Origin of the sequence: Mycoplasmopsis citelli (assembly GCF_900660645.1) — a bacterium.
Taxonomy (GTDB): Bacteria; Bacillota_I; Bacilli_A; order Mycoplasmatales; family Metamycoplasmataceae; genus Mycoplasmopsis; species Mycoplasmopsis citelli.
In genome coordinates this window covers 62,242-83,526 of record NZ_LR215036.1, presented here as the reverse complement: position 1 = coordinate 83,526, position 21,285 = coordinate 62,242, and the positions used below count along the sequence as shown (strand labels likewise).

12 protein-coding genes, 3 tRNA genes and 2 rRNA genes are annotated in these 21,285 nt (G+C 31.7%); 6 read left to right on the top strand and 11 right to left on the bottom strand.

Annotation, left to right across the window (positions count from 1 at the left end; genetic code table 4):
• Positions 1 to 4: 4 nt before the first annotated feature.
• The 3 genes from EXC58_RS00315 to EXC58_RS00305 are packed head-to-tail and all read right to left on the bottom strand — an operon-like array spanning position 5 to position 4,797.
• Positions 5 to 1,525, bottom strand: a complete 1,521-nt coding sequence (locus EXC58_RS00315; RefSeq protein WP_129725078.1) for an RNA polymerase sigma factor — start codon at positions 1,523 to 1,525, stop codon at positions 5 to 7.
• 11 nt (positions 1,526 to 1,536) lie between these two features.
• Positions 1,537 to 3,441, bottom strand: coding sequence for a DNA primase (gene dnaG, locus EXC58_RS00310; protein WP_129725077.1), 1,905 nt, complete (start codon positions 3,439 to 3,441; stop codon positions 1,537 to 1,539).
• 18 nt (positions 3,442 to 3,459) lie between these two features.
• Positions 3,460 to 4,797, bottom strand: coding sequence for a glycine--tRNA ligase (locus EXC58_RS00305; RefSeq protein ID WP_129725928.1), 1,338 nt, complete (start codon positions 4,795 to 4,797; stop codon positions 3,460 to 3,462).
• A 135-nt stretch (positions 4,798 to 4,932) separates the two neighbouring features.
• Between EXC58_RS00305 and EXC58_RS00300 the strand changes: the two genes are divergently transcribed.
• Positions 4,933 to 6,284 (top strand): IS3 family transposase gene (locus EXC58_RS00300; protein ID WP_129725076.1). Its coding sequence is split into 2 segments (ribosomal slippage): positions 4,933 to 5,374 and positions 5,374 to 6,284, totalling 1,353 coding nucleotides; the frame shifts between segments, so codons are not numbered across the junction.
• A 51-nt stretch (positions 6,285 to 6,335) separates the two neighbouring features.
• Here EXC58_RS00300 and EXC58_RS00295 read toward each other — a convergent pair.
• Positions 6,336 to 7,694 (bottom strand): MAG3090 family protein, encoded by a 1,359-nt coding sequence (locus tag EXC58_RS00295; RefSeq protein ID WP_129725075.1) that lies wholly within the window; start codon positions 7,692 to 7,694, stop codon positions 6,336 to 6,338.
• 218 nt (positions 7,695 to 7,912) lie between these two features.
• On the opposite strand from EXC58_RS00295, the gene EXC58_RS00290 reads away from it, so the two are divergent.
• Complete coding sequence (locus tag EXC58_RS00290) at positions 7,913 to 8,251, top strand: hypothetical protein (protein ID WP_129725074.1); 339 nt, start codon at positions 7,913 to 7,915, stop codon at positions 8,249 to 8,251.
• The gene (locus EXC58_RS00285; RefSeq protein ID WP_129725073.1) at positions 8,238 to 9,497 is read left to right on the top strand and encodes a hypothetical protein; all 1,260 of its coding nucleotides are present in this window, start codon (positions 8,238 to 8,240) and stop codon (positions 9,495 to 9,497) included. The genes EXC58_RS00290 and EXC58_RS00285 overlap by 14 nt, the downstream gene beginning before the upstream one ends.
• Before the next feature lie 100 nt (positions 9,498 to 9,597).
• Here the strand turns inward: EXC58_RS00285 and EXC58_RS00280 are convergent, their stop codons facing one another.
• The 4 genes from EXC58_RS00280 to EXC58_RS00265 all read right to left on the bottom strand — a co-directional run bounded on the left by EXC58_RS00280 (position 9,598) and on the right by EXC58_RS00265 (position 17,229).
• Positions 9,598 to 10,182, bottom strand: coding sequence for a hypothetical protein (locus EXC58_RS00280; RefSeq protein WP_129725072.1), 585 nt, complete (start codon positions 10,180 to 10,182; stop codon positions 9,598 to 9,600).
• Between the two features lie 160 nt (positions 10,183 to 10,342).
• A complete protein-coding gene (locus EXC58_RS00275; RefSeq protein ID WP_129725071.1) occupies positions 10,343 to 12,181 on the bottom strand; it encodes a midas domain-containing protein in 1,839 nt (612 codons plus the stop codon).
• Between the two features lie 354 nt (positions 12,182 to 12,535).
• Positions 12,536 to 15,426, bottom strand: a 23S ribosomal RNA gene (locus EXC58_RS00270).
• A 296-nt stretch (positions 15,427 to 15,722) separates the two neighbouring features.
• A 16S ribosomal RNA gene (locus tag EXC58_RS00265) occupies positions 15,723 to 17,229 on the bottom strand.
• The 16S and 23S rRNA genes sit together here, the layout of an rRNA operon.
• Before the next feature lie 204 nt (positions 17,230 to 17,433).
• Between EXC58_RS00265 and EXC58_RS00260 the strand changes: the two genes are divergently transcribed.
• The 3 genes from EXC58_RS00260 to EXC58_RS00250 all read left to right on the top strand — a co-directional run bounded on the left by EXC58_RS00260 (position 17,434) and on the right by EXC58_RS00250 (position 18,459).
• A tRNA-Leu gene (locus tag EXC58_RS00260) sits at positions 17,434 to 17,518 on the top strand.
• A 65-nt stretch (positions 17,519 to 17,583) separates the two neighbouring features.
• Positions 17,584 to 17,928, top strand: coding sequence for a hypothetical protein (locus tag EXC58_RS00255; RefSeq protein WP_129725070.1), 345 nt, complete (start codon positions 17,584 to 17,586; stop codon positions 17,926 to 17,928).
• Between the two features lie 3 nt (positions 17,929 to 17,931).
• Positions 17,932 to 18,459: an MAGa3780 family membrane protein gene (locus EXC58_RS00250; protein ID WP_129725069.1), complete on the top strand. Its 528-nt coding sequence runs from the start codon at positions 17,932 to 17,934 to the stop codon at positions 18,457 to 18,459.
• Positions 18,460 to 18,521: 62 nt separating this feature from the next.
• On the opposite strand, the gene EXC58_RS00245 is transcribed toward EXC58_RS00250, so the two are convergent.
• The 3 genes from EXC58_RS00245 to EXC58_RS00235 all read right to left on the bottom strand — a co-directional run bounded on the left by EXC58_RS00245 (position 18,522) and on the right by EXC58_RS00235 (position 21,108).
• Positions 18,522 to 18,598 (bottom strand) — tRNA-Arg (locus EXC58_RS00245).
• 7 nt (positions 18,599 to 18,605) lie between these two features.
• A tRNA-Cys gene (locus tag EXC58_RS00240) sits at positions 18,606 to 18,680 on the bottom strand.
• 121 nt (positions 18,681 to 18,801) lie between these two features.
• Complete coding sequence (locus EXC58_RS00235; RefSeq protein WP_129725068.1) at positions 18,802 to 21,108, bottom strand: hypothetical protein; 2,307 nt, start codon at positions 21,106 to 21,108, stop codon at positions 18,802 to 18,804.
• Positions 21,109 to 21,285 lie beyond the last annotated feature (177 nt).

The window sequence follows — 21,285 nt, the reverse complement described above, 5'->3', positions numbered from 1 at the left end:
TTTTCTAGTTTTTGAGGAAATCTTTAAGATTTTTCCCGTGTTTTGAGTTTGATTTAATTTTTCGTAAGATTTTATTTTCAATTTGACGAATTCTTTCTTTTGAAACTCCATTGCGTTCTCTAGCTAATTCTTCTAAAGAATGAATTCGATAGCTTTTCCCACTTGGTGTTTTTCCAACTCCATAGCGTTTACAAATGAGTTCTTTTTCGTCAAATTCTAAAGTTTCGTCAATAATTTGTTGCAACACTTCAGCAAGCTCTTCTTGAGCTACATAATCAATTGGATTAACAACATTTTCATCTTTAACAAAGTCGCTAAAACTTGAATCATTTTCTTTTCCTACTTGTTTATCAAGTGAAATTGGATCAATATTAATTTTACGAATATAACGAACTTTATCTGGAGTATATCCTTGACCAAATTTTTGTGCAATTTGTTCATCACTAGGTTCAGTCCCTAATTCTTGTTGTAATTCACGTTCAATTTTAGAGATTTTGTTAATAGTTTCGACCATGTGTACTGGAATTCTGATGGTACGGGCCTGATCAGCTACAGCTCGAGTAATTGCTTGACGAATTCATCAAGTTGCGTATGTAGAAAACTTAAATCCTTTATGAACGTTATATTTTTGAACTGCTTTTAAAATTCCTGCATTTCCTTCAGAAATTAAATCAATAAACGAAAGGCCACGATTTTTGTACTTTTTAGCATTATTAATAACTAAACGCAAGTTGCTTTGAATAAGTTTATCACGTGCTTTTTTTCCTCTAAATCCGCCTTTTTCAATTAAATTAGCTAAGCGTTTTTCTTCTTCAGGAGTTAAAAGTTCTCCATATTTTCCAATTCAACGCATGTATCATTTGACAATATCATTAGTTTCTGTTAATTTATTATGAAGTGATTTGCGTTTTTTGGATAAATCATCTTCATTAAAATCAATTTCAGCATCAAAATCACTTAAACTTAAGCTACTTAAATCAATTTCTTCATCATCAATATTATCAGCATCATAATCATTGTCAAGATCTTCGTTTTCAAGTTCATCATCATCTTCTTCATCATCAAGAATGTCATCAGAAGAACCAAAATCATCATCTAAATTTTCTAAATCTAAAAACTCTTCATCATCTAAAATTCCATCAAAATCTTCATCATCATCAAGAATGTCACTATCAAAATCAATTTTGTCATCTAAATCATCAATTCCTTCAAATGGTAAATCTGATTTTTTTGATTTTGTTTTTTTCTTAGTTGACTTTTTTGTTTGTTTTTTAGGGGTTTTATCGCTTTTAATTTCTGCTTTAATATCATTTAAAGAGGCAAAATCTTCATCTCCAAAATCTACTTGATCTTTAATGTATTTCTTCTCTCTTAATAAATCAAATAGTTCATCTGAGCTATCTTCATCAATGAAAATATTCTTTTTAAGCAAAAAATCAAAAACTTCTTCTTGAGTGAAGTTTTTCTTTTTTTTGTTTTTAAGTTCATTATCTAATGCTTTTAATACTGTTTTAAATTTTTCCATAATACTCCAGATTATTTTTGGGACGCTTTTATTTTAGTTAGAAAATCTAAAATAAAAGCAGGTACGTTTCCGTTATTACTATTTCTTTTGACTAAGTTAGTTAACTCTTTAGAAAGCTTTAGTTCTAATTTTTTAGTTAACATTTTTACATAAAAATTATGCGAAAATGTTTCAGGGGAAATTGAATTAATTGATTCTTGATGGGTATTTAAATATTCTTTTATCTCTTTAGTAACTTCTTCAGGATTTAAATTTCGATAAAAAAAGACAATTTGCTCTTTTATTTTATTTATAAACTGCTCTTTAATATCTTCTTGATTTGAAACATCATTTAGTTGATAATTTAAATTCAAAGCTAAAATTTCTTTAAAAGTTTGTTCTAAATTTGGTTCATTATCATTTTGAAAATACATAAAATTAGCAAAAATTGAAAACTTATTTAAAACTTTATTAATTTGTCTTTGATTATATAAATTCACATCATGATTAATTAAATCACGCAAGTGATAATTAACTAAACATGCAAGCAATACTTCCATTTTAACATTTCCATATATTATTGATTTTTCAAGGGAAAAAGAATTTTTTTTAGGTTCTTTAATATTAACATGATCTTGAATATTTGTATTTTGGATAAATGAATCATTATTATATAAAGGAATTTGGATATTAAATTCTTTTTTAAAACGTTCTTGAATAATTTTTTGAGTGTTTGCTGATGAACGGGCAAATAGTGTTGTTAAATTTTGTTTAAATAAGTCAAAATTTACTGAATTTACATCAAAACTAATTTCGCTAATACGGTATTGTTTTTTAAGGTTTTCATAAACGATATGTTCCCCTTTTTTTCTTGAATTTTCAAGGATATCTAATAAAACTTCTTTTCCGTGAGCATGGAAAATTTCATCAGGATCTTTGTTAAAATCATTTATTACTACTTCAACATCAAAGCGATTTTCAATTAGTTTTAAAAGTGATTTATATGTTGCACTTTGTCCAGCATTATCATTATCTAAAAACAAAATAATTTTTAAATCTTTTAATAAACGTAAATGATCTTTGGTTAAAGCAGTTCCCATTAAAGCAATTGTATTATGAGCACCAGCTTGATCTAATGCAATAACATCCATAAATCCTTCAACAATAATGACTTGTCTTTTTTCTAAAGCAGTTTCTTTAGCATTGTGAAAATTATAAAGAATTTGAGACTTTTTAAAAAGTTGTGATTCAGGAGAATTTAAATACTTAGCATAATTTTTATCATTATTTAATGATCGACCACTAAAGCCAACAATTTCTCCATATTGATTTTTAATTCCAAAAGTGACTCGATTTTTAAAAATTAAATTTAAATCATCATTAATTAATCCTACTTTATTTAAATCTAAATCCGAATATAAATTATTAGTTTTTAAAATCTCTGCGTAATTTGTGAGCGGAGCAAAACCTAAATCAAATTTTTGGATAATCTCAGAATGATTAATTTTACGTAAATCTAAAAATTTTTGGGCTAATTCATTTGTAACATTGAGCTTAAAAAAGGAATTGGCAATATCAAGAAGATCATAAATTTTTTGTTTTTGTGGATCTCTGGATACTTGCTCAACTTTTTTAAACTGCTCAAAGTTAATCGGTAAATTAGCTTCATGAGCAAGAAATTCTAGTGCTTGCATATATGGAATTTTTTTAAACTCTTTAACAAAATGAATTACATTTCCTGAGTGTCCACAAGAAAAGCACTTATAAATATTTTTACTCTCTGAAACAGTTAAACTTGGAGAAGTATCAGCATGAAAAGGACAAACTCCAACGTAGTTATTTCCTTTTTTAGTTAAGGGAATAAATTGGGAAATAACATTAACAATATTTGAAGATCTAATAATTAAATCGATAGTATCACTTGAAATGTTTTTCATTATTAGACCTCCGTTTGTTTATAAATAATCTTTTAATTGAGTAATTAAAACTCTAATTTGCTCCATTGTATCACGGTTTCTAAGAGTGATCATTTGATCATTTAAAGTCTCATAATCAACAGTTAAGCATCAATATGTTCCAATAGCATCTTGTCGACGGTATCTTTTTCCAATTGAACCACTTTCATCATAAGTTGTTGAAATACCTCAGCTAATTAATTGTTGATAAATATTTTTTGCTTCTTGATCAAGTTTTTTAACCAAAGGTAAAACTGCAACTTGATAGGGTGCAATTTGCTTATTTAATTTTAAAACAACTCGAGAATCATTTTCAAGTTGTTCAACTTCATAAGCATCACTTAAAACTGCAAGCATTAAACGATCAAGTCCAATTGAAGGTTCAATTACATAAGGAATAATTTTTAAATTGCTTTGTGGATCTAAATATTCAAGCGATTCTCCACTAGCTTGCATATGCGATTTTAAATCAAAATCACCTCTATTTGCAACCCCGAGCAATTCACCTCAACCAAAAGGAAAATTAAACTCAATATCACTAGTAGCACTTGAATAATGAGCCAATTCTTCGCTTTCATGTGGGCGAATTCGAACCGAAGTTTCCTTAATTCCTAATAATTTCACAAAATCATAAGCTTTTTGAACATAATAATTAAATCACTGAGTTGCTTGTTCAGGATGAGTAAAAAATTCTAGCTCCATTTGCTCAAATTCGCGAGTACGAAAAATAAAATTTCCTGGAGTTACTTCATTACGAAAGCTTTTCCCAACTTGTCCAATTCCAAAGGGAAGCTTTGCTCGCATGCTTCGTTGAACATTTTTAAAATTCACAAAAATTCCTTGAGCTGTTTCTGGGCGTAGATATACTTTTGCTTTGGAATTCGCAATAACACCTTGAGAAGTTTCAAACATTAAGTTAAACTGACGAATTTCTGATCAAGTCGCTAAAGATCCTTCATATGTGGGCAAATTTTCTTGCAAAAATTGTTCCATTTGCTCAAAAGTCATTTTTTCAGGAACTAAATTAGGATTAATTTCGCTAATTAACTTATCAGCACGGTAACGTTTTCCGTTTTGTTTATTTTCAATTAATGGGTCACTAAAATTTGAAACATGTCCAGATGTAACTCATACTTGAGGATTCATTAAAATCTTACTATCAATTAAAAAGTTATTTGGCTCTTTGAAAATAAATTCTTGCTTTCAAAGTTTTGCTAAATTATCCTTAAGTAAAGATCCAATTGGTCCATAATCTCAGGTATTTGCTAAACCTCCGTAAATCTCACTTCCTTGATATACAAAACCGGTGGTTTTTAGGTGGTTTACCAAATCTTGCATCTTGTCTTTAAGCATAACTTATATTTTACCATTTTTAGTAAAAATACAGTGGCTAAAAAGGAACAAAAAACACCTTAAAATGATATGAACCCCTAAAGTTGGACAATAAAATCCAAAATTAAGGGGTTCATTTTTATGAAATTAAGTTACGAAGACAAAATCAAAATATATCAATTACGTAAAAAAGAATTTACTGAAAAATCTTTAACAATAAAATTTAGAGTAAATCGTGCAATTATAAATTATATTGTCGCACTGATAAATCTTCACGGGATTGAAATTGTTAAAAAGACTAAAAATCAATATTATTCTCCACAACTAAAATTAGAAATGATTAATCAAGTTCTTCTTAGAGGACATTCTACAAGAGAAATTTCACTTCAATGTGGATTACCTAATTGAGGGATTCTTTCAAATTGAATTATTCAATACAAGAAAAATGGGTATACTATTGTTGAAAAGAAAAAAGGAAGGCCATCAAAAATGGGACGTAAACCAAAGAAAACTTGAGAAAAATTAACACCACTTGAACGACTTGAAAAAGAGAACGAATATCTTAGAACTGAGGTGATTTTCCTAAAAAAGTTAAAAGGGATCCCGTTGGATCAAAAAGACTTACAGAATATAAAAGCCAAAAAGTTAAAGAAATGGTCGACGAAGGATTCTCATTAAAAATTTTATTAAAAATTGCTCAACTATCACGTTCAACTTATTATTATCATCTTAAAAAAATCAATTCAGCTGATAAAAATAAAAATTTTAAAGACGAAATTATATCTATATATAATGAACATAGAGGCAGTTATGGATATCGTCGTATTACTTTAGAACTCAAAAATCGTGGATATTTGGTAAATCATAAAAAAGTAAAAAGACTTATGAATTTGCTAAATTTAATTGGCGGAAATCGTAAGCGTAAAAAATATAAATCATACAAAGGCGAAGTGGGCAAAAAAGCTCCAAACCTTATTAATCGAGATTTTTATTCTAAAAAACCATTGCAAAAATGTTACACTGACATTACTGAATTTGCTTTACCTAGTCATTCTCAAAAACTTTATTTGTCAGCTATTTTAGATGGTTATAATAGCGAAATTATCAGTTTTACTATATCTCGCTCCCCAAATTTATTGCAAGTTGAAAAAATGCTTAAAAAGGCTTTCACAAAAGCTAAATATAGTGGAACAATTTTACACAGTGATCAAGGTTGACAATATCAACATAATAGTTATCACAAATTTTTAAATTCTAAAGAGATAAAAGCTTCAATGTCCCGAAAAGGTAATAGTCCAGATAATGGGATGATGGAATCATTTTTTGGAGTTTTAAAAACAGAAATGTTTTATGGCAAGGAACATACTTTTAAATCGCTTGAACAATTAGAAAAAGCTATTATCAATTACATTGATTACTACAATAACAAAAGAATTAAAGTTAGATTAAAAGGACTTAGCCCTGTCCAATACAGAACTAAGTTCCTTCAATAATTTTTTGTCTAACTTTTGGGGTTCATATCAAAATTTGGTGTTTTTTGGATATTATTGTGATGCCACAAGTGCAAGAATAAGTAAGATAACAAATAATGAAACGTATCCTAAAACCATTAAAGCAAGACCAAATTTGTTAATTGATCTTACTTGAGCTCCAGGTCCTTTTTTACCTTCTTTAAAGGTTTCTAAAAGTACAAGTCATTTATCATGTTCATAACTTTCATGCACAAGTACTGCATGTTTATAATCTTCTTTTGAAACAAAGGCAACTTGCATATCTTTAAATTCAACAAATGAAAGTGATTGTTGTAAAGTAAGAGTTGTTTTTTCATCAAAATCATGAACATAAATTGCGTTTTCTAAAGAATATTCAACATCTTTATTTGGTTTAAGGTTTGCAAGTAAAACATCAATTTCTTTATTAATGATTTCAGAAGCAATTTTAAACATTAATTTAGTGTTTCTTGATTGGTCAATTAATTTTTCTTCTAAATCTAGAGCGTATGTAATGACAGGAACATAGTTAGCTTTAATTTCGTAAAATTCATGCTCAGAAATTTGTTGTACTTCTTTAATTTGATCATTAATTAATTGTAATTTGTGAGCATATAGAGCCAAAACTTCAACTTGTCTTCTTAATTCAAGGGTTTCAATGTGTGCAAATCTAACAGTTTTTTGCATTCCATCGCATTGAGCTTCTTTGTAAATGATTTTTTCAACTTCAACAGGGACTTCTTTAATGATTTCTTTAACCACAACTTTTTCTGTTTCAACTACTGGAGTTTCGACAGTTTCACTACGTTGTTTTAAATCTTGGATTTCTCTAAGTAATTGTGATTTATCTGATTTTTCATCGTTTAATCTAAGCATCAATGCTTCAATTTCGTGTGAATATCTATCGCTTTTTCTTGAAATTTCAAGTAATAATTCTTCAATTTGTTTACGTAATGATTCAATTTCTAAGTCTTTTTTAGATTTTTTAGGAGCTACAAAATCATCATCTTTAGGAAAGTAGGGTTCAATGTTTTCCATATCTTTATAAACTGGTTTAAAATCAGTTAAATATCTAAGTTGAGCAACAGCAGTTCGTTTATCTCTAAGACCTGATGTTGTAAAAATATTTAATTCATCAGCGGTTTTTTCATAATCTAATCCACCGTCAAATTTATCTACATTAAGCTCATATTCAAAATCATTTCCTACTTTTTCTGCTAAAACAAGTCCACCTCAAATTTTTTCTTCAGTTTGGAATCAAGTAGCACATTCCAATTCTTTAGCTAAAAATCAATTCATTGCATCTTTACGAGTTTTAAAAAGTGCAAGTGGTTGTGATACTTTAGGGTGTTTTAATGCTCAAGGGTATTCTCTATTATTTGTTGGTTTATATAAACATTGTAAACGTTTCATATATTAAATCTCCTTTACACTCCTTGAATGTTTAGTAGTGTATCTTTTGTTAAATTGGTTAAATAAGTATAAGTAAATTATAAATTATTTTTTAATTTTCGTGCCTAATTATATAGAGAAAAATTTTAACTTTTAAGCAGATTTTTTATGTCAATAAACAAAAAAGATGCTTAAAAAGAATTTTAAAATGCTCCCGAAAAACAAAATATAATTAAGATATGAACAAACGAAATTACTTAATTGGAAAAGGGCGAGTTATTAAAGTAACTGATTTAATAATTAAAGTTTCAACTGCAAAAGGTGAAATTTACACAATTAAAGCAGATCAAATTACCAATCATCCAAATGTAAAAATTAAAAATATCTTTAAGGTAAATGATTTTATTAATTTTTACATTACTTTTTATAATCATAAAACTAAAAATGGAACTGGTTCATTTATAATGAATCACCCTAATTATTGTGTTAATCCGTTTAGTTTTGCTTTGGAGGAAACTAAAAATGGATTTGATAATTTATTAAATTATACTTTAGAGGATATTAATGGAAATACCTAAACTTAGGCGTTCTAATGTTACTTTTGTAAGCAAAAATAAAGAAAGTATTAATTTTGCTAACAATGAACTATATCAAAAAATTTTAAAACAAATCAATTCGTTAAAATTTGAAAATTCTGAGTATTTATCTTTCTCAGATATTGCTGAAAACTTTCATATTTCGGGAGTAGAAAAAATAATTAAATTGGTTAATTATTTTTATAACAAAGAATATAACTCTTTGGTTATTTTTACAAATACTCAAGTAGAGCTAGAATTTTTAGCTATCAAAAATTTTGTTTTAAGTGCTTTTGATCCATATGAGGAATATAAAATTAAGTGCATTTTTATTAACTCTAGCGATGTAGGTAGCTTGCTAATTGAAAAACTTAAGTATTTACAGAGTCTCAAAGATAATAAAAGTGCTTTTATTTTTACTGATTATTTTGGAAATAGCAATCAAATTAATAATTATTTTCAAATTACAAGAAGCTTTTTAAGTAAAAATATTGATGAAAAGATTCTTAAAAATAATCTTTTTTATATTGGAAAATTTAAATTATCTTTAAATGATTTTTATACTCAATTAAATGAGAAAAATATTTTCTTTACAGCTGATGATATTCACGATAAATTTGTTGCTTTTTCAGATTTAACGCTCTTTTTAATTGCAACTCAAGGAATAAATATTAAAAAATTTGTTCGTGGATATTGTAAAATTTTAAAACGCTTTATTGGAAATAATTGACAAACTAATGATGCATTTAAATTTGCTTCTTTTGTTCATTTTGGTCAATTTAAAACTATTACTTTTATTTCAAATTTTAAAGAAACTGAAATTTTTTCGAAGCTTTTTGCTTATGAGTTTAATACTATTAATTTAGGTTTAAACTGTTGATTTGACTATTTAAATTTTACTGATGATTGTGCTTTTATTGCTCAATGTATTATTAATGGAAATATCAATAATACTAAGGCACTAATAAATTTTGAAATTAGTTATCCTAATTATGATTTCCAATTTACTTCTGATATTAATAATATTGATAATTTAAGTGATTTTGATTTATTAACTTTAAACGATATTCAAAAAACATCACAAAAAACACTTTTTAACTACAGCGAATCGATGAATCCAGATATTTTTTGAATGAATTTACAAATTGAAAATACCAAAGAAGAATCATGTGCTATGGTTATTGCATTTTTATATTGAAGCAAAATCTTTTTAAGTTTAATTAATAACCAAAGTCCTTTCAAAAATTAACTTTTTATTTTAAATACAAAAAACAGAAAAATTCTTAAAAATTTTTCTGTTTTTAAATTTTAAAAATGTACATTTTTGAGAATCTTTAAACAAAGATTAATTATTGTTTTTCTGAAGTAGTTGAGGTAGCATCAAAATCATCGAAATTAAAAGATGATCAAGGAAGTTGTGGGAATAGATGGTCAAATCCAGCTACAGAATTTGGGTCTCCAAGTTCTTTTTGTTCTTTCTCTTTTTTTTCTATTTCAGCTTTAACTTTATCAAAATTTGAAGGAATAGCTCCAAATCCTGGGAAATATGCTGCAGAAAAGTTTGGAATTGAATTATCTGCTGTTTTTTTAGGAGCAGGGGTCGAAGGAATTAAACTAATTATGCCTGAAAAAGATTTTAAATTAGATTTTTCAGGAGCTGGAGTTGGTTGTTCATCAGGTTTAGGAGTAGGATTTTCTGGATTTGTTGCAGGTGGATTTCCTTCTCCTTCTTTTGGACCTTCTGAATCTGAAAGACTTTCCTTAATAGTTTTATCGCTAGTAACTTTTACATCTTCATTTAGCTGATTTTCTTTAGCTGATAAAGAACTTCCATATCCATAGCTTAAACCACTTGAGCATGATGCTGCCATTCCAAAAACACCAAGAGGTGTTAATAAAATAAGTAATTTTTTAAATAATGCATTCTTTTTCATATATTTAAATATTATACAGATTTTTTATATTTTTATTGATTATAGTTAAATAAAAAAATTAATTAATATAACTAAATTAAAGTATAAAAATGTAATAATAAAGCAATACTAAAACAAAAAAATCATCAATAATTTTGATGATTTTGAATTTTATTAAATATTATTTTGGAGTACTTGGTCTTTGATTTAAATTAATAGTTAAAGTTTCACTTTTTCCTTCTTTAAGAGTAACTGTTAAAGTTAAAATTCCGCTACTTAAATCGTATGTCGCTGGAATTAATTCAGTTTGTTTGTCCATTTCGTATTGAATTTTTTCTGCATATTCTTTTTTTAGAAAGAAAATTTTATTTTTATTTCCGTTTGAGCCATAGCCAGCAAATCCAAATCCTCAATCATCGTTTTTGTTTTTAAACCCTTTGTAATGTTGAACTTTTTCGATTGGTAAACGTTTTTTAGAATTAGAAGGATTATTCTTTCCTTTTTTACCTTTTTTAGGTTTATTAACATTATTGTATTCTGTTTCTAAGAATTTTTTTAGTTCTTCTATACTACTTGTTAAGGCAACTTCATAATTGGAATTTTGTTCTTGGGTTTGGTTTAAATTATCAGATGTATCTGCAGATTTTGTTTTTGGAGTTTTTGAAGCAGGACTATCTCCTTCAGAATCTGTGTGTTGATCTTGACTTGGAGGAGTCAATGGTGTTCTTTGAGCTGAAGAATCTTCATTTTGAACAGTAACAGAAGTTGATTTATTTTCTACACTATTTGAAGTTTTTGCTCTTGGAGATTCAGAATTTCCTTCAGATTCACTTTGTGGTTGAGAAACTAAAGTTGTTTGATCTGGATGCTCACCACTTTGTGAAGATGGTGTTTCTGAATCTGATGAATTTTGAACAATTGTTTTACCAGATTCAGGTTTAGAACTACCTTCTTGAGTTTTAGTTGATTCTTCTTCGGTATTTTGCTGATCTGTTTGAGTTTCTAATGGTGCTTTAGCAACTTCATTAGTTTGATGTTGATTATCTCCTAATTGATTTTCTGAATGTTCTTGTTCTAAAGTGCTAGATTGAGAATCTCCTTTTTGTGGCAAAGCTTGAGGGGTGTCTTGAGCTTGAATGCTTTGTTGTCTAGTTGAAGCACTTTGACCATCTTTTGATGTTTGTTGAGTATCATCTTGTGTATGTGATTGAGCAGAAGCTTCCTGTTTTGGAGCTTTAGTTGATTCATCTTGTTTCTTTTGTTTTTGCTCACTTTCTCCAAGAGTTACTGTTTCTGTTTTAGATTTATTATTATCTTTATCAGTTTGGTGCTGTTCTGTGCTTGATTCCTGTTGAGAAATACCACTTTGCTGTTGATTATCTTTAGCTGATGGAGAAACATGAGCAGATTCTTCTTTATCACTATTCTCATCTTGAGATTCTGAATTTTGTGTAATAGTGTCTAAATTACTTTGATCAGATTGATCTGAATTGTTTGTAATTTCATTTTTTTGATCTTGTTTTTTAGTTTCTTCACCACTCTTATCAGATTGATCTTCTTGATCAGGATTATTTTCTGATTTTTCTCCAGAAGTTTCTTCTTGCTTTGGATCATCTGATGTCTCTTTCGAAGTTTGTTGTGAACTACCAGTATTTTTATTATCTTCTATTTGTGGTTGTGGGTTTTCATTACCTTCAGGTGATTGAGTAGAAGATTCATTTTCTTTTGATTGCTGTGGATCTTGCTGTGGATCTTGCTGTGGATCTTGCTGTGGATCTTGCTGTGGATCTATATTTTGACCCGATAAAGATTCTTTATTGGGTTCAGATGATGAAGATGTACCTGAAGGATTATTAACTTCAGAATTTTTTGGTGGTTGTTGATTAGTTTTATTTTCTAGTTGGTGGATATCAGGGTTGGTGGATTTAATATTTTCACATGAAGCTGAAGTTGATACTAAAGCAACAGGTGAACTTAAAATCAATAAATTTTTTAACAATTTATTTCGTTTGATCTTCATAGTTTTATATTATAAAGCATTAGCAAAGATGTTTTTTAAGCCAAAAAAATATTAAAAAGATTGCTTTTAAACTAAATAAATGAATAAAAAATTCTAAAAGCTACTAAAATTGTGCTTATTAATTATTTTGATTTTTGGAATTTTGGTTTTTTAGGTTAAAAATTCATAAAATATTTTTTAATTATTAAAAAATTTTATAATTGCTTGGTTTTTGATTAAAAATATGATAATAAGAGCTAGAAAATAGCTTACAAAAGCATAAAAAAAGTACCTTAGCGGTACTACTACGCTCTCTGAAAACTGAATAGTAATTTCTAAAATAATAATTTATTAAAATGTTTTGAATACATCTTAACTTTTAAACCGATCAATTTATTAGTAATGGTCAGCTGAATGTATTACTACACTTACACTTCCATCCTATCAACCTCATAGTCTATAAGGAATTTCAAGGGAATACTTATCTTTGAGGAGGCTTCCCACTTAGATGCTTTCAGCGGTTATCCTTTCCGTACTTAGCTACCCAGCTATGCTTTTGGCAAAACAACTGGAACACCAGCGGTACGTCCACTCCGGTCCTCTCGTACTAAGAGCAGCTCTCATCAATATTCCAACGCCCACATCAGATAGGGACCGAACTGTCTCACGACGTTCTGAACCCAGCTCGCGTACCGCTTTAATTGGCGAACAGCCAAACCCTTGGAACCAACTCCAGCTCCAGGATGCGATGAGCCGACATCGAGGTGCCAAACCTTGCCGTCGATGTGATCTCTTGGGCAAGATAAGCCTGTTATCCCCAGGGTAACTTTTATCCGTTGAGCGACTGCTGTTCCATAACATACAGCCGGATCACTAAGTCCTGCTTTCGCACCTGCTCGACTTGTAGGTCTCGCAGTCAAGCACACTTCTACCTTTGCGCTCTACATATGGTTTCTGACCATATTGAGTGTACCTTTGAACGCCTCCGTTACCTTTTAGGAGGCGACCGCCCCAGTCAAACTACCCACCACGCACTGTCCCCCTACCTGATAAAGGTAGCAGGTTAGAAACTCAACATACCAAGGGTGGTATTTCAAGGATGACTCCATCAAGGCTAGCGCCTTAATCTCACCGTCTCCCACCTATCCTACACATGTTAGGCCAAGTTCCAATACGAAGTTGTAGTAAAGCTCCATGGGGTCTTTTCGTCTTGATGCGGGTACCCAGCGTTTTCACTGGGACCATAATTTCACCGAGTCTAGTGTTGAGACAGTTGAGAGATCATTGCGCCTTTCGTGCAGGTCAGTATTTAGCCGACAAGGAATTTCGCTACCTTAGGACCGTTATAGTTACGGCCGCCGTTCACCCGGGCTTCACTTCAACGCTTCGCTAATAAGCTAACGCATCCGCTTAACCTTCGGGCACTGGGCAGGCTTCACCCCCTATACTTCACCTTGCGGTTTAGCAGAGAGCTGTGTTTTTGATAAACAGTTGCCCCTCACAATTTACTGTGGCCTATGAATATAGGCACCCCTTCTTGCGAACTTACGGGGTCATTTTGCAGAGTTCCTTAACACTAGTTTTCTCGCTCGCCTTAGAATACTCATCTTGGGAACGTGTGTCCGTTCTTGGTACAGGTACCAATAATGTTATAACGCTTAGAAGCTTTTCTTGGAAGCATGAAATCACACAATTTGACATTAAAGCCTATGCATCGCTTCTCCCAGTTATAGAACACGCATTTAACTATGTTCACCAGTAAAAGCTTACCCCTAAATCCATTAATAGGTAGTGCTATCCTTCTCCGTTACTCCATCACTTATTATTGATAGTACAGGAATATTAACCTGTTGTCCATCGGATACGCTTTTCAGCCTCTCCTTAGGTCCTGACTAACCCTGGGTGGACGAACCTTGCCCAGGAAACCTTTCCCAATAGGCGTTGTAGATTCTCACTACAAATCGTTACTCATACCGGCATTCTCACTTCTAAATGCTCCACCAGTTCTCACGATCTGACTTCACTGCGTTTAGAACGCTCCTCTAACGTACATAAATGTACCCGTGGCTTCGGTATTGTGTTTACTCCCGTTACATTATTGGCGCAGGGTCTCTTGACTAGTGAGCTATTACGCACTCTTTAAAGGATGGCTGCTTCTAAGCCAACCTCCTAGTTGTTTATGAAACCCCACAACCTTTCTGACTTAACACAATTTTGGGACCTTAGCCGACGATCTGGGTTGTTGCCCTCGCGAGCCGGGACGTTAGCACCCCGGTTCCGACTGCATGATAATACACAATGGTATTCGGAGTTTGATTATAGTCAGTACCGCTAGGCGCGGCCATTCCATATTCAGTGCTCTACCACCAAAGTTTAACATCACACGCTAGCCCTAAAGCTATTTCGAGGAGAACCAGCTATCTCCAAGTTCGATTGGAATTTCTCCGCTATTCACAAGTCATCCGGGCACTTTTCAGCGTACTACGGTTCGACCCTCCACTTGGGATTAACCAAGCTTCAGTCTGCTCATGAATAGATCACCTGGTTTCGGGTATATGTCATCATACTAATGTCGCCCTATTTAGACTCGATTTCTCTACGGCTCCGCTTTTTTCCACTTAACCTCGCATGATAACATAACTCGCCGGTCCATACTGCAAGATGTACGCCATCACCCATTAACGGGCTCTGACTAATTGTAAGTAAGTGGTTTCAGAATCTCTTTCACTCCCCTCCCGGGGTTCTTTTCACCTTTCCCTCACGGTACTAGTTCACTATCGGTGTCTGGTTAGTATTTAGCCTTACCGGATGGTCCCGGCTGGTTCAGACAGGGTTTCACGTGCCCCGCCCTACTCAGGATGCTATCAGAAGATTTTGCCATTTCGCATACGGGAGTATCACCCTCTATGCTTTAGTTTCCCAACTAATTTTGCTATAACAAAATTTTGTAACTTCATGTAGATAGTCCTACAACCCCAACATATGTTGGTTTGGGCTGTTCCACTTTCGCTCGCCGCTACTGATGGAATCATTATTTATTTTCTTTTCCTGTTGCTACTAAGATGTTTCAGTTCACAACGTCTCTCGTCTATAGCGACTATAGATTCATCGCTAAGCAGTTAGACTTTCCTCTAACTAGGTTTCCCCATTCGGACATCCCCGTATCGTAGCGTATATCCAGCTCCACGAGGCTTTTCGCAGGTAATCACGTCCTTCATCGACTTCCAGACCCAAGGCATCCACCACAAACTCTTACTTATTTAAAAGTTATGTATTTTCCTATTGTTGATGTATTCAAAGACATTTTAATAAACTATTATTACTAATAATTTATAACTCGGTATCACAAAACAAATTGACTAATTGTTTTATTTGATGTCGTTGTTATATTAATTAAATATCTTTACTATTCAGTTTTCAAAGAACATATTTGAGAGATTAAAGTTCTCTCAAAACTAGATATATATCACTTGGACTATTCAACAAGCTACATAACTGATTTTTAAAATAGTCTTTAAGGTAAATTAAACATCTAATTTAGATGTTTTTATGTACTCCGTAGAAAGGAGGTGATCCATCCCCACGTTCTCGTAGGGATACCTTGTTACGACTTAACCCCAGTCACCAGTCCTGCCTTAGGCGGTTGTTTCCGTAGTTAACAAAACCGACTTCGGGCATTACCAGCTCCCGTGGTTTGACGGGCGGTGTGTACAAGACCCGAGAACGTATTCACCGTAGCGTAGCTGATCTACGATTACTAGCGATTCCGACTTCATGAAGTCGAGTTGCAGACTTCAATCCGAACTGAGAATAGTTTTTTGAGATTTGCTCCATGTTGCCATCTTGCTTCTCTTTGTACTATCCATTGTAGCACGTGTGTTGCCCCACTCGTAAGAGGCATGATGATTTGACGTCGTCCCCACCTTCCTCCCAGTTACCTAGGCAGTCTCCTTAGAACATTTAACTAAGGACAAGGGTTGCGCTCGTTGCAGGACTTAACCGAACATCTCACGACACGAGCTGACGACAACCATGCACCATCTGTCATTCTGTTAACCTCCACTATATCTCTATAGCTTTGCAGAAGATGTCAAGAGTGGGTAAGGTTCTACGCGTATCTTCAAATTAAACCACATGCTCCACCGCTTGTGCGGATCCCCGTCAATTCCTTTAAGTTTCACTCTTGCGAGCATACTACTCAGGCGGATGATTTAATGCGTTAGCTGCGCCGATGGTGTCCATCAGCTAATCATCATCGTTTACGGCGTGGACTACCAGGGTATCTAATCCTGTTTGCTCCCCACGCTTTCGTCTCTCAGTGTCAGTGTATTCCCAGTTAATTGCCTTCGCCATGTTGGTGTTCTTCCTTATATCTACGCATTCCACCGCTTCACAAGGAATTCCATTAACCTCTAAATAACTCTAGTTTATCAGTATCCAACGCGATTTGGGGTTGAGCCCCAAGTTTTGACGCCAGACTTAATAAACAACCTACAGACGCTTTACGCCCAATAATTCCGGATAACGCTTGCAACCTATGTATTACCGCGGCTGCTGGCACATAGTTAGCCGTTGCTTTCTGACAAGGTACCGTCAAGGTAATGTCATTTCCTACACTACTTTTTCTTCCCTTATAACAGCAGTTTACAACCCGAAGGCCGTCCTCCTGCACGCTGTGTCGCTCCATCAAGCTTTCGCTCATTGTGGAAAATTCCCTACTGCTGCCTCCCGTAGGAGTCTGGGCCGTATCTCAGTCCCAGTGTGGCGGTTCAGTCTCTCAACCCCGCTAAACATCATCGCCTTGGTAAGCTTTTACCTTACCAACTAGCTAATGTTCCGCACCCCGATCCTTTAGTGAAGCAAACGCTTCTTTGATATTACCAACATGCGTTGGTAATAAATATCCGGCATTAGCGCTAATTTCTCAGCGTTATTCCAATCTAAAGGGTACGTTAAGTACGTGTTACTCACCCATTCGCCGCTAAGTTTATAAATAAACTCCGCTCGACATGCATGTATTAGGCACACAGCCAGCGTTCATCCTGAGCCAGGATCAAACTCTCGAAAAAATTGACTGTCATGTATTGTTATATATCTAGTTTTCAAAGAACTTTTTGCTATTGTAGCTTTTTAATTATACATAGAAAAATTTTTTTCGAAAATATTTTTTGGATTTTTTTAAAGTGCAAATATTAAATAATTACAGGATCATTATTATTTTAAGAAATTGATTGTTCTTTGACAAATTTGTAATATAATTAGTAAGCAACAACGCCCGAGTGGTGAAATTGGCAGACACGCTAGACTAAGGATCTAGTGGAGCAATCCGTGCAGGTTCAAATCCTGTCTTGGGCACCATTTCAAAATATTCTTGATCATTTAAAAAACGCTTGAGCGTTTTTTTATATAATTTTTATATTACTATGCATAAAAGTGTTGAAGAAATTATTAATAAATATCGAAAATTTAATGTGCTTGATTGGATTGTTTACACCATTGGAGTAATGCTGATTTTAACTATTTTAAGTTTAACCTTGGTTGAATGGCATTATGTTTCAATTACCAATTTAGAAATTTTTTCTAAAGTTAAACAAGTTTTAGATGGGTATAATAACATTTTAACTCCTGAACAAGAAAATTTAATTTATCCAAATGCAGTTAAAGACTTTTGAGGGGGATCAACATATTGATTCACCTTTATGACTAATAGCTATTTAGCTATTTCATTGGCGGTGTACCCCTTTTATAAAGATTCAAAAAAAGCTTAAATTATGTTTTTTGCTGCTATTGTATATATTACAGTAACTTTTTCAATGTATTGACTAAGTGTTGCAGTTAATCCAGAACAATTTACTAAATTAAGTATTTTTTACATTATTAAATCAATTATTTATCATGCAGTTACTCCTCTAATAGGAATGGTACTAATTACTTTAGTACGTCAAGAGCTTAAAATTGATACCATTCACATTTGAGCATTATTTATTTTACCGATTTTATATTATTTCTTTACAATGGCTATTTATTTTATTGGATATAAATATTATGCAGCTTTTAGTAAAGCTGATGAGCCTGAGATAAATCGAGGAATTGTAATTTATTCCCAAGTATCCTTTTATCGTCCGTTAGGGTATGAAGGACAAAACACTTATTTAGTAGTTATTTTTAACCTTATTTTATTTTTGATGGCCTTTTTAATAGCTCCAATTATTGGATTTATCTATCGTCGGGTATTACGAATTAAAACCAGCTCTCAAGATTCGCTTCCAAAACTAGTGTATCGTCGGGTAATAAAATAAATAAAAGAAAAATCGCACTTAATTAAAATGCGATTTTTTAATTTCATTTTTTTCAAATGATATGGCGCGCCCGGCAGGAGTCGAACCCGCAACCTTTAGGGCCGTAACCTAACACTCTGTCCAGTTGAGCTACGGACGCATAACTATGGAGGCACCAACGGGACTCGAACCCGTAATCAGAGTTTTGCAGACTCGTGCCTTGGCCGTTTGGCTATGGTGCCAAAAAGAACCACTTTTTGCTTGCTAGATTATTATACTAGAAATTTAAAATTTTCCACTAAAAAGTTTAAATAAAAAATCAGAATAAATCTGATTTTTTAGCTTGAATTTTGTGAAAATAAACTAATTTTGTGAATTTGCTGCCACTGAGTCTTTATAAGCTTTAAGAGCATTTTGATATGCAGTGTAAGCTTGAGTTCATCTTACTCTTAATGTTTCTGAGTAAAATCAAATTCGGTCAATATCAGTTTTTAAAGTAATAAGGAGATCATATCCTAATTTATCTTTAGGTTGTAATTCTGTAGAAAGTGCAGGCCCAACAACATTAACGTATGCTCTAGCAAGAGTTTCTTGAGCTTTTCTATTGCTATCATCATCTGTATTGATATCTTTATTGTCATATAAAGCTTTAAGAACATATCTTAATACATTGGTTGCTTTTTGAGCTTTAACAACTTTAGGATCGCTAATTCCTGAATTTTCAGCTTCTAAATCAAGGAATTCTTCCGACTGTTGCTCAAAAGTATTTTTATTATTAATTACTACTTGTTTTCTAGCGTTTTGTTGTGAATCTTGCAAGTCTTTTAAGGCTTCATCGTATGCTTTTTTAGTTGCGTTAAACCCATTGGTTGCGTCATTAAAGCTAGTTTCAAAAGCAGTTAATTTTTCAAGTGAATCAGCTGCTTTTAACTGATTATATAATTCTTCCGATTTAGCATACAAGGTTTTAATATCGCTAAGATCTTTAGTTAATTTAGTTTGATCAAAAGGAGCAACAGTAAAGTTTTTACCAAATTCTTCATTTAATTTAGCGGCGTTTGTTTCTCCGTTGCGATCACTTACAAAAGGAAGAAGTTTTTCAGCTAATGTATTTAATGTATCGAGTTTCATAACTGTGTTTGAAAATGTTTGGTACAATTCGTCAAATCTCTTAAGGTTACTAATAATTAAGAAAGCCATTGTTTTTTGTAAACCGTCATTGTCGCCATAATATTCAGAATCGGCTGTAGAGCTTAATAATTCATATATTCCTGCTTCTGATGTAGAAGAAGTTAAGGTTTTAAGTTGATCATAGTAAACATCTAATTGGTGTTTTTTATTAGCAAGATCTTTCATTCCTAAATTAACGAATAAATCATTAAATCTATATTTATCATATTTATTGATATGTGTTGAAACTACAGATGTTAAATCCGATACAGTTTTTTTGTTTTCATATGATGACGAAAGAATATTAATGTTATAATTGAACACTAAATCATAAACTTTTTTAAGAGCTTCCTTATATGCATTTCATTTTTCAGAAAATTTACCCAATTGTGTAGCATTATATTCAGCGGTTGTTTTCACATTAATAGATGAAGCTTGAGAATTAATAAAGGTGTAAAAATCACTAACAGCTTTCATATCATTGTTTTCTTGTTCTACTGAATAATTTTGAGTATTTCTATCGGAATCTTTGTTAATAACTGTTGCAATTAAGCTTCTAAGTGAAGCGACTTTTTTAGTTCCATCTTGATCATTTTTAGTTAATTCTAAATAGAATTTTAGTGATATAATATTTCCTTTTTGATCATCGGTTAACTCACTGTGCTGAGCTTCAAAATCTGCTTGTTCCCTAACTTGATTGTACTGGTGAGCTAGGTCAATTAAGTTAATTATAAAAATTGATTTATCTGTAAATTTTTCGTTAGTATCTAAGCTTTTTTCTTCTTCGTCAGCTACTGTTTTTAATGATTTTGCATCATCTGAAAGATTTTTAAATTCTTCCGATTCTTTTTTAAGAGCTTCAACTTTTGCTTTTGTGCTTGCTAATTTTTCTGAATCAACAACAAAAATTGATGTTTCAGGAGAATCAAATTCTTCAAGTCCTGTAATTGCTTTAAGTGCTTTATTTAATTTTGCTTCTTCAGCAACAAAACGATCAAGTCCGTAATATTGATATTGTTCTTTAGTTAAAACAGCAACATTATTAAGTTTTTTTGATAAATCTGCTACATAAGTTCAAAATTCCATAAATGTATGGACATTTAACAAGTATGTCTCTAAATCTTCAGTTACTGATAAATAATCGCTTAAAAATTCTAAATATGCAAAAATATTACTATTTGGATTAGTGATAACGCTAGCATAACCTGCATATTTTTGAAATCTTTTTAAAACTGCTTTTTGTTCTTCGTCAAGTAAGTTAGTTGCTTGCACTTCATCGCCATCAGCAAGTGTTTTAACTTGCTTATTAGTTTCTCCATTTAAATTAACTGTTGAAGATACCATTTGTGGAGTTGGTGATGGTTTGGTTACTAAAGGTTTACCAGATGGAGGGGTTGGTCCTTCAAAATCGGTGTATTGTGCTGAATTACATGCAGCTGCAATTAAAGGAGCTGCACCTAAAGATAGTGACAATACAAATAGTCTCTTTTTTAATCTCATGTTGAATCTCCAAATTATAAAATGATATTATTGTATATAAATATGTAAGTTTGTTATTTTTATATGCTTTAAATTATAGCACTATTTTTAAAATATTCCCTTAGAGTATGTCAATAAAAGTAAAATTTACTCTTTTAAATCTGATAATGTTCAAAAATATTTTTAATTTTGAAATTA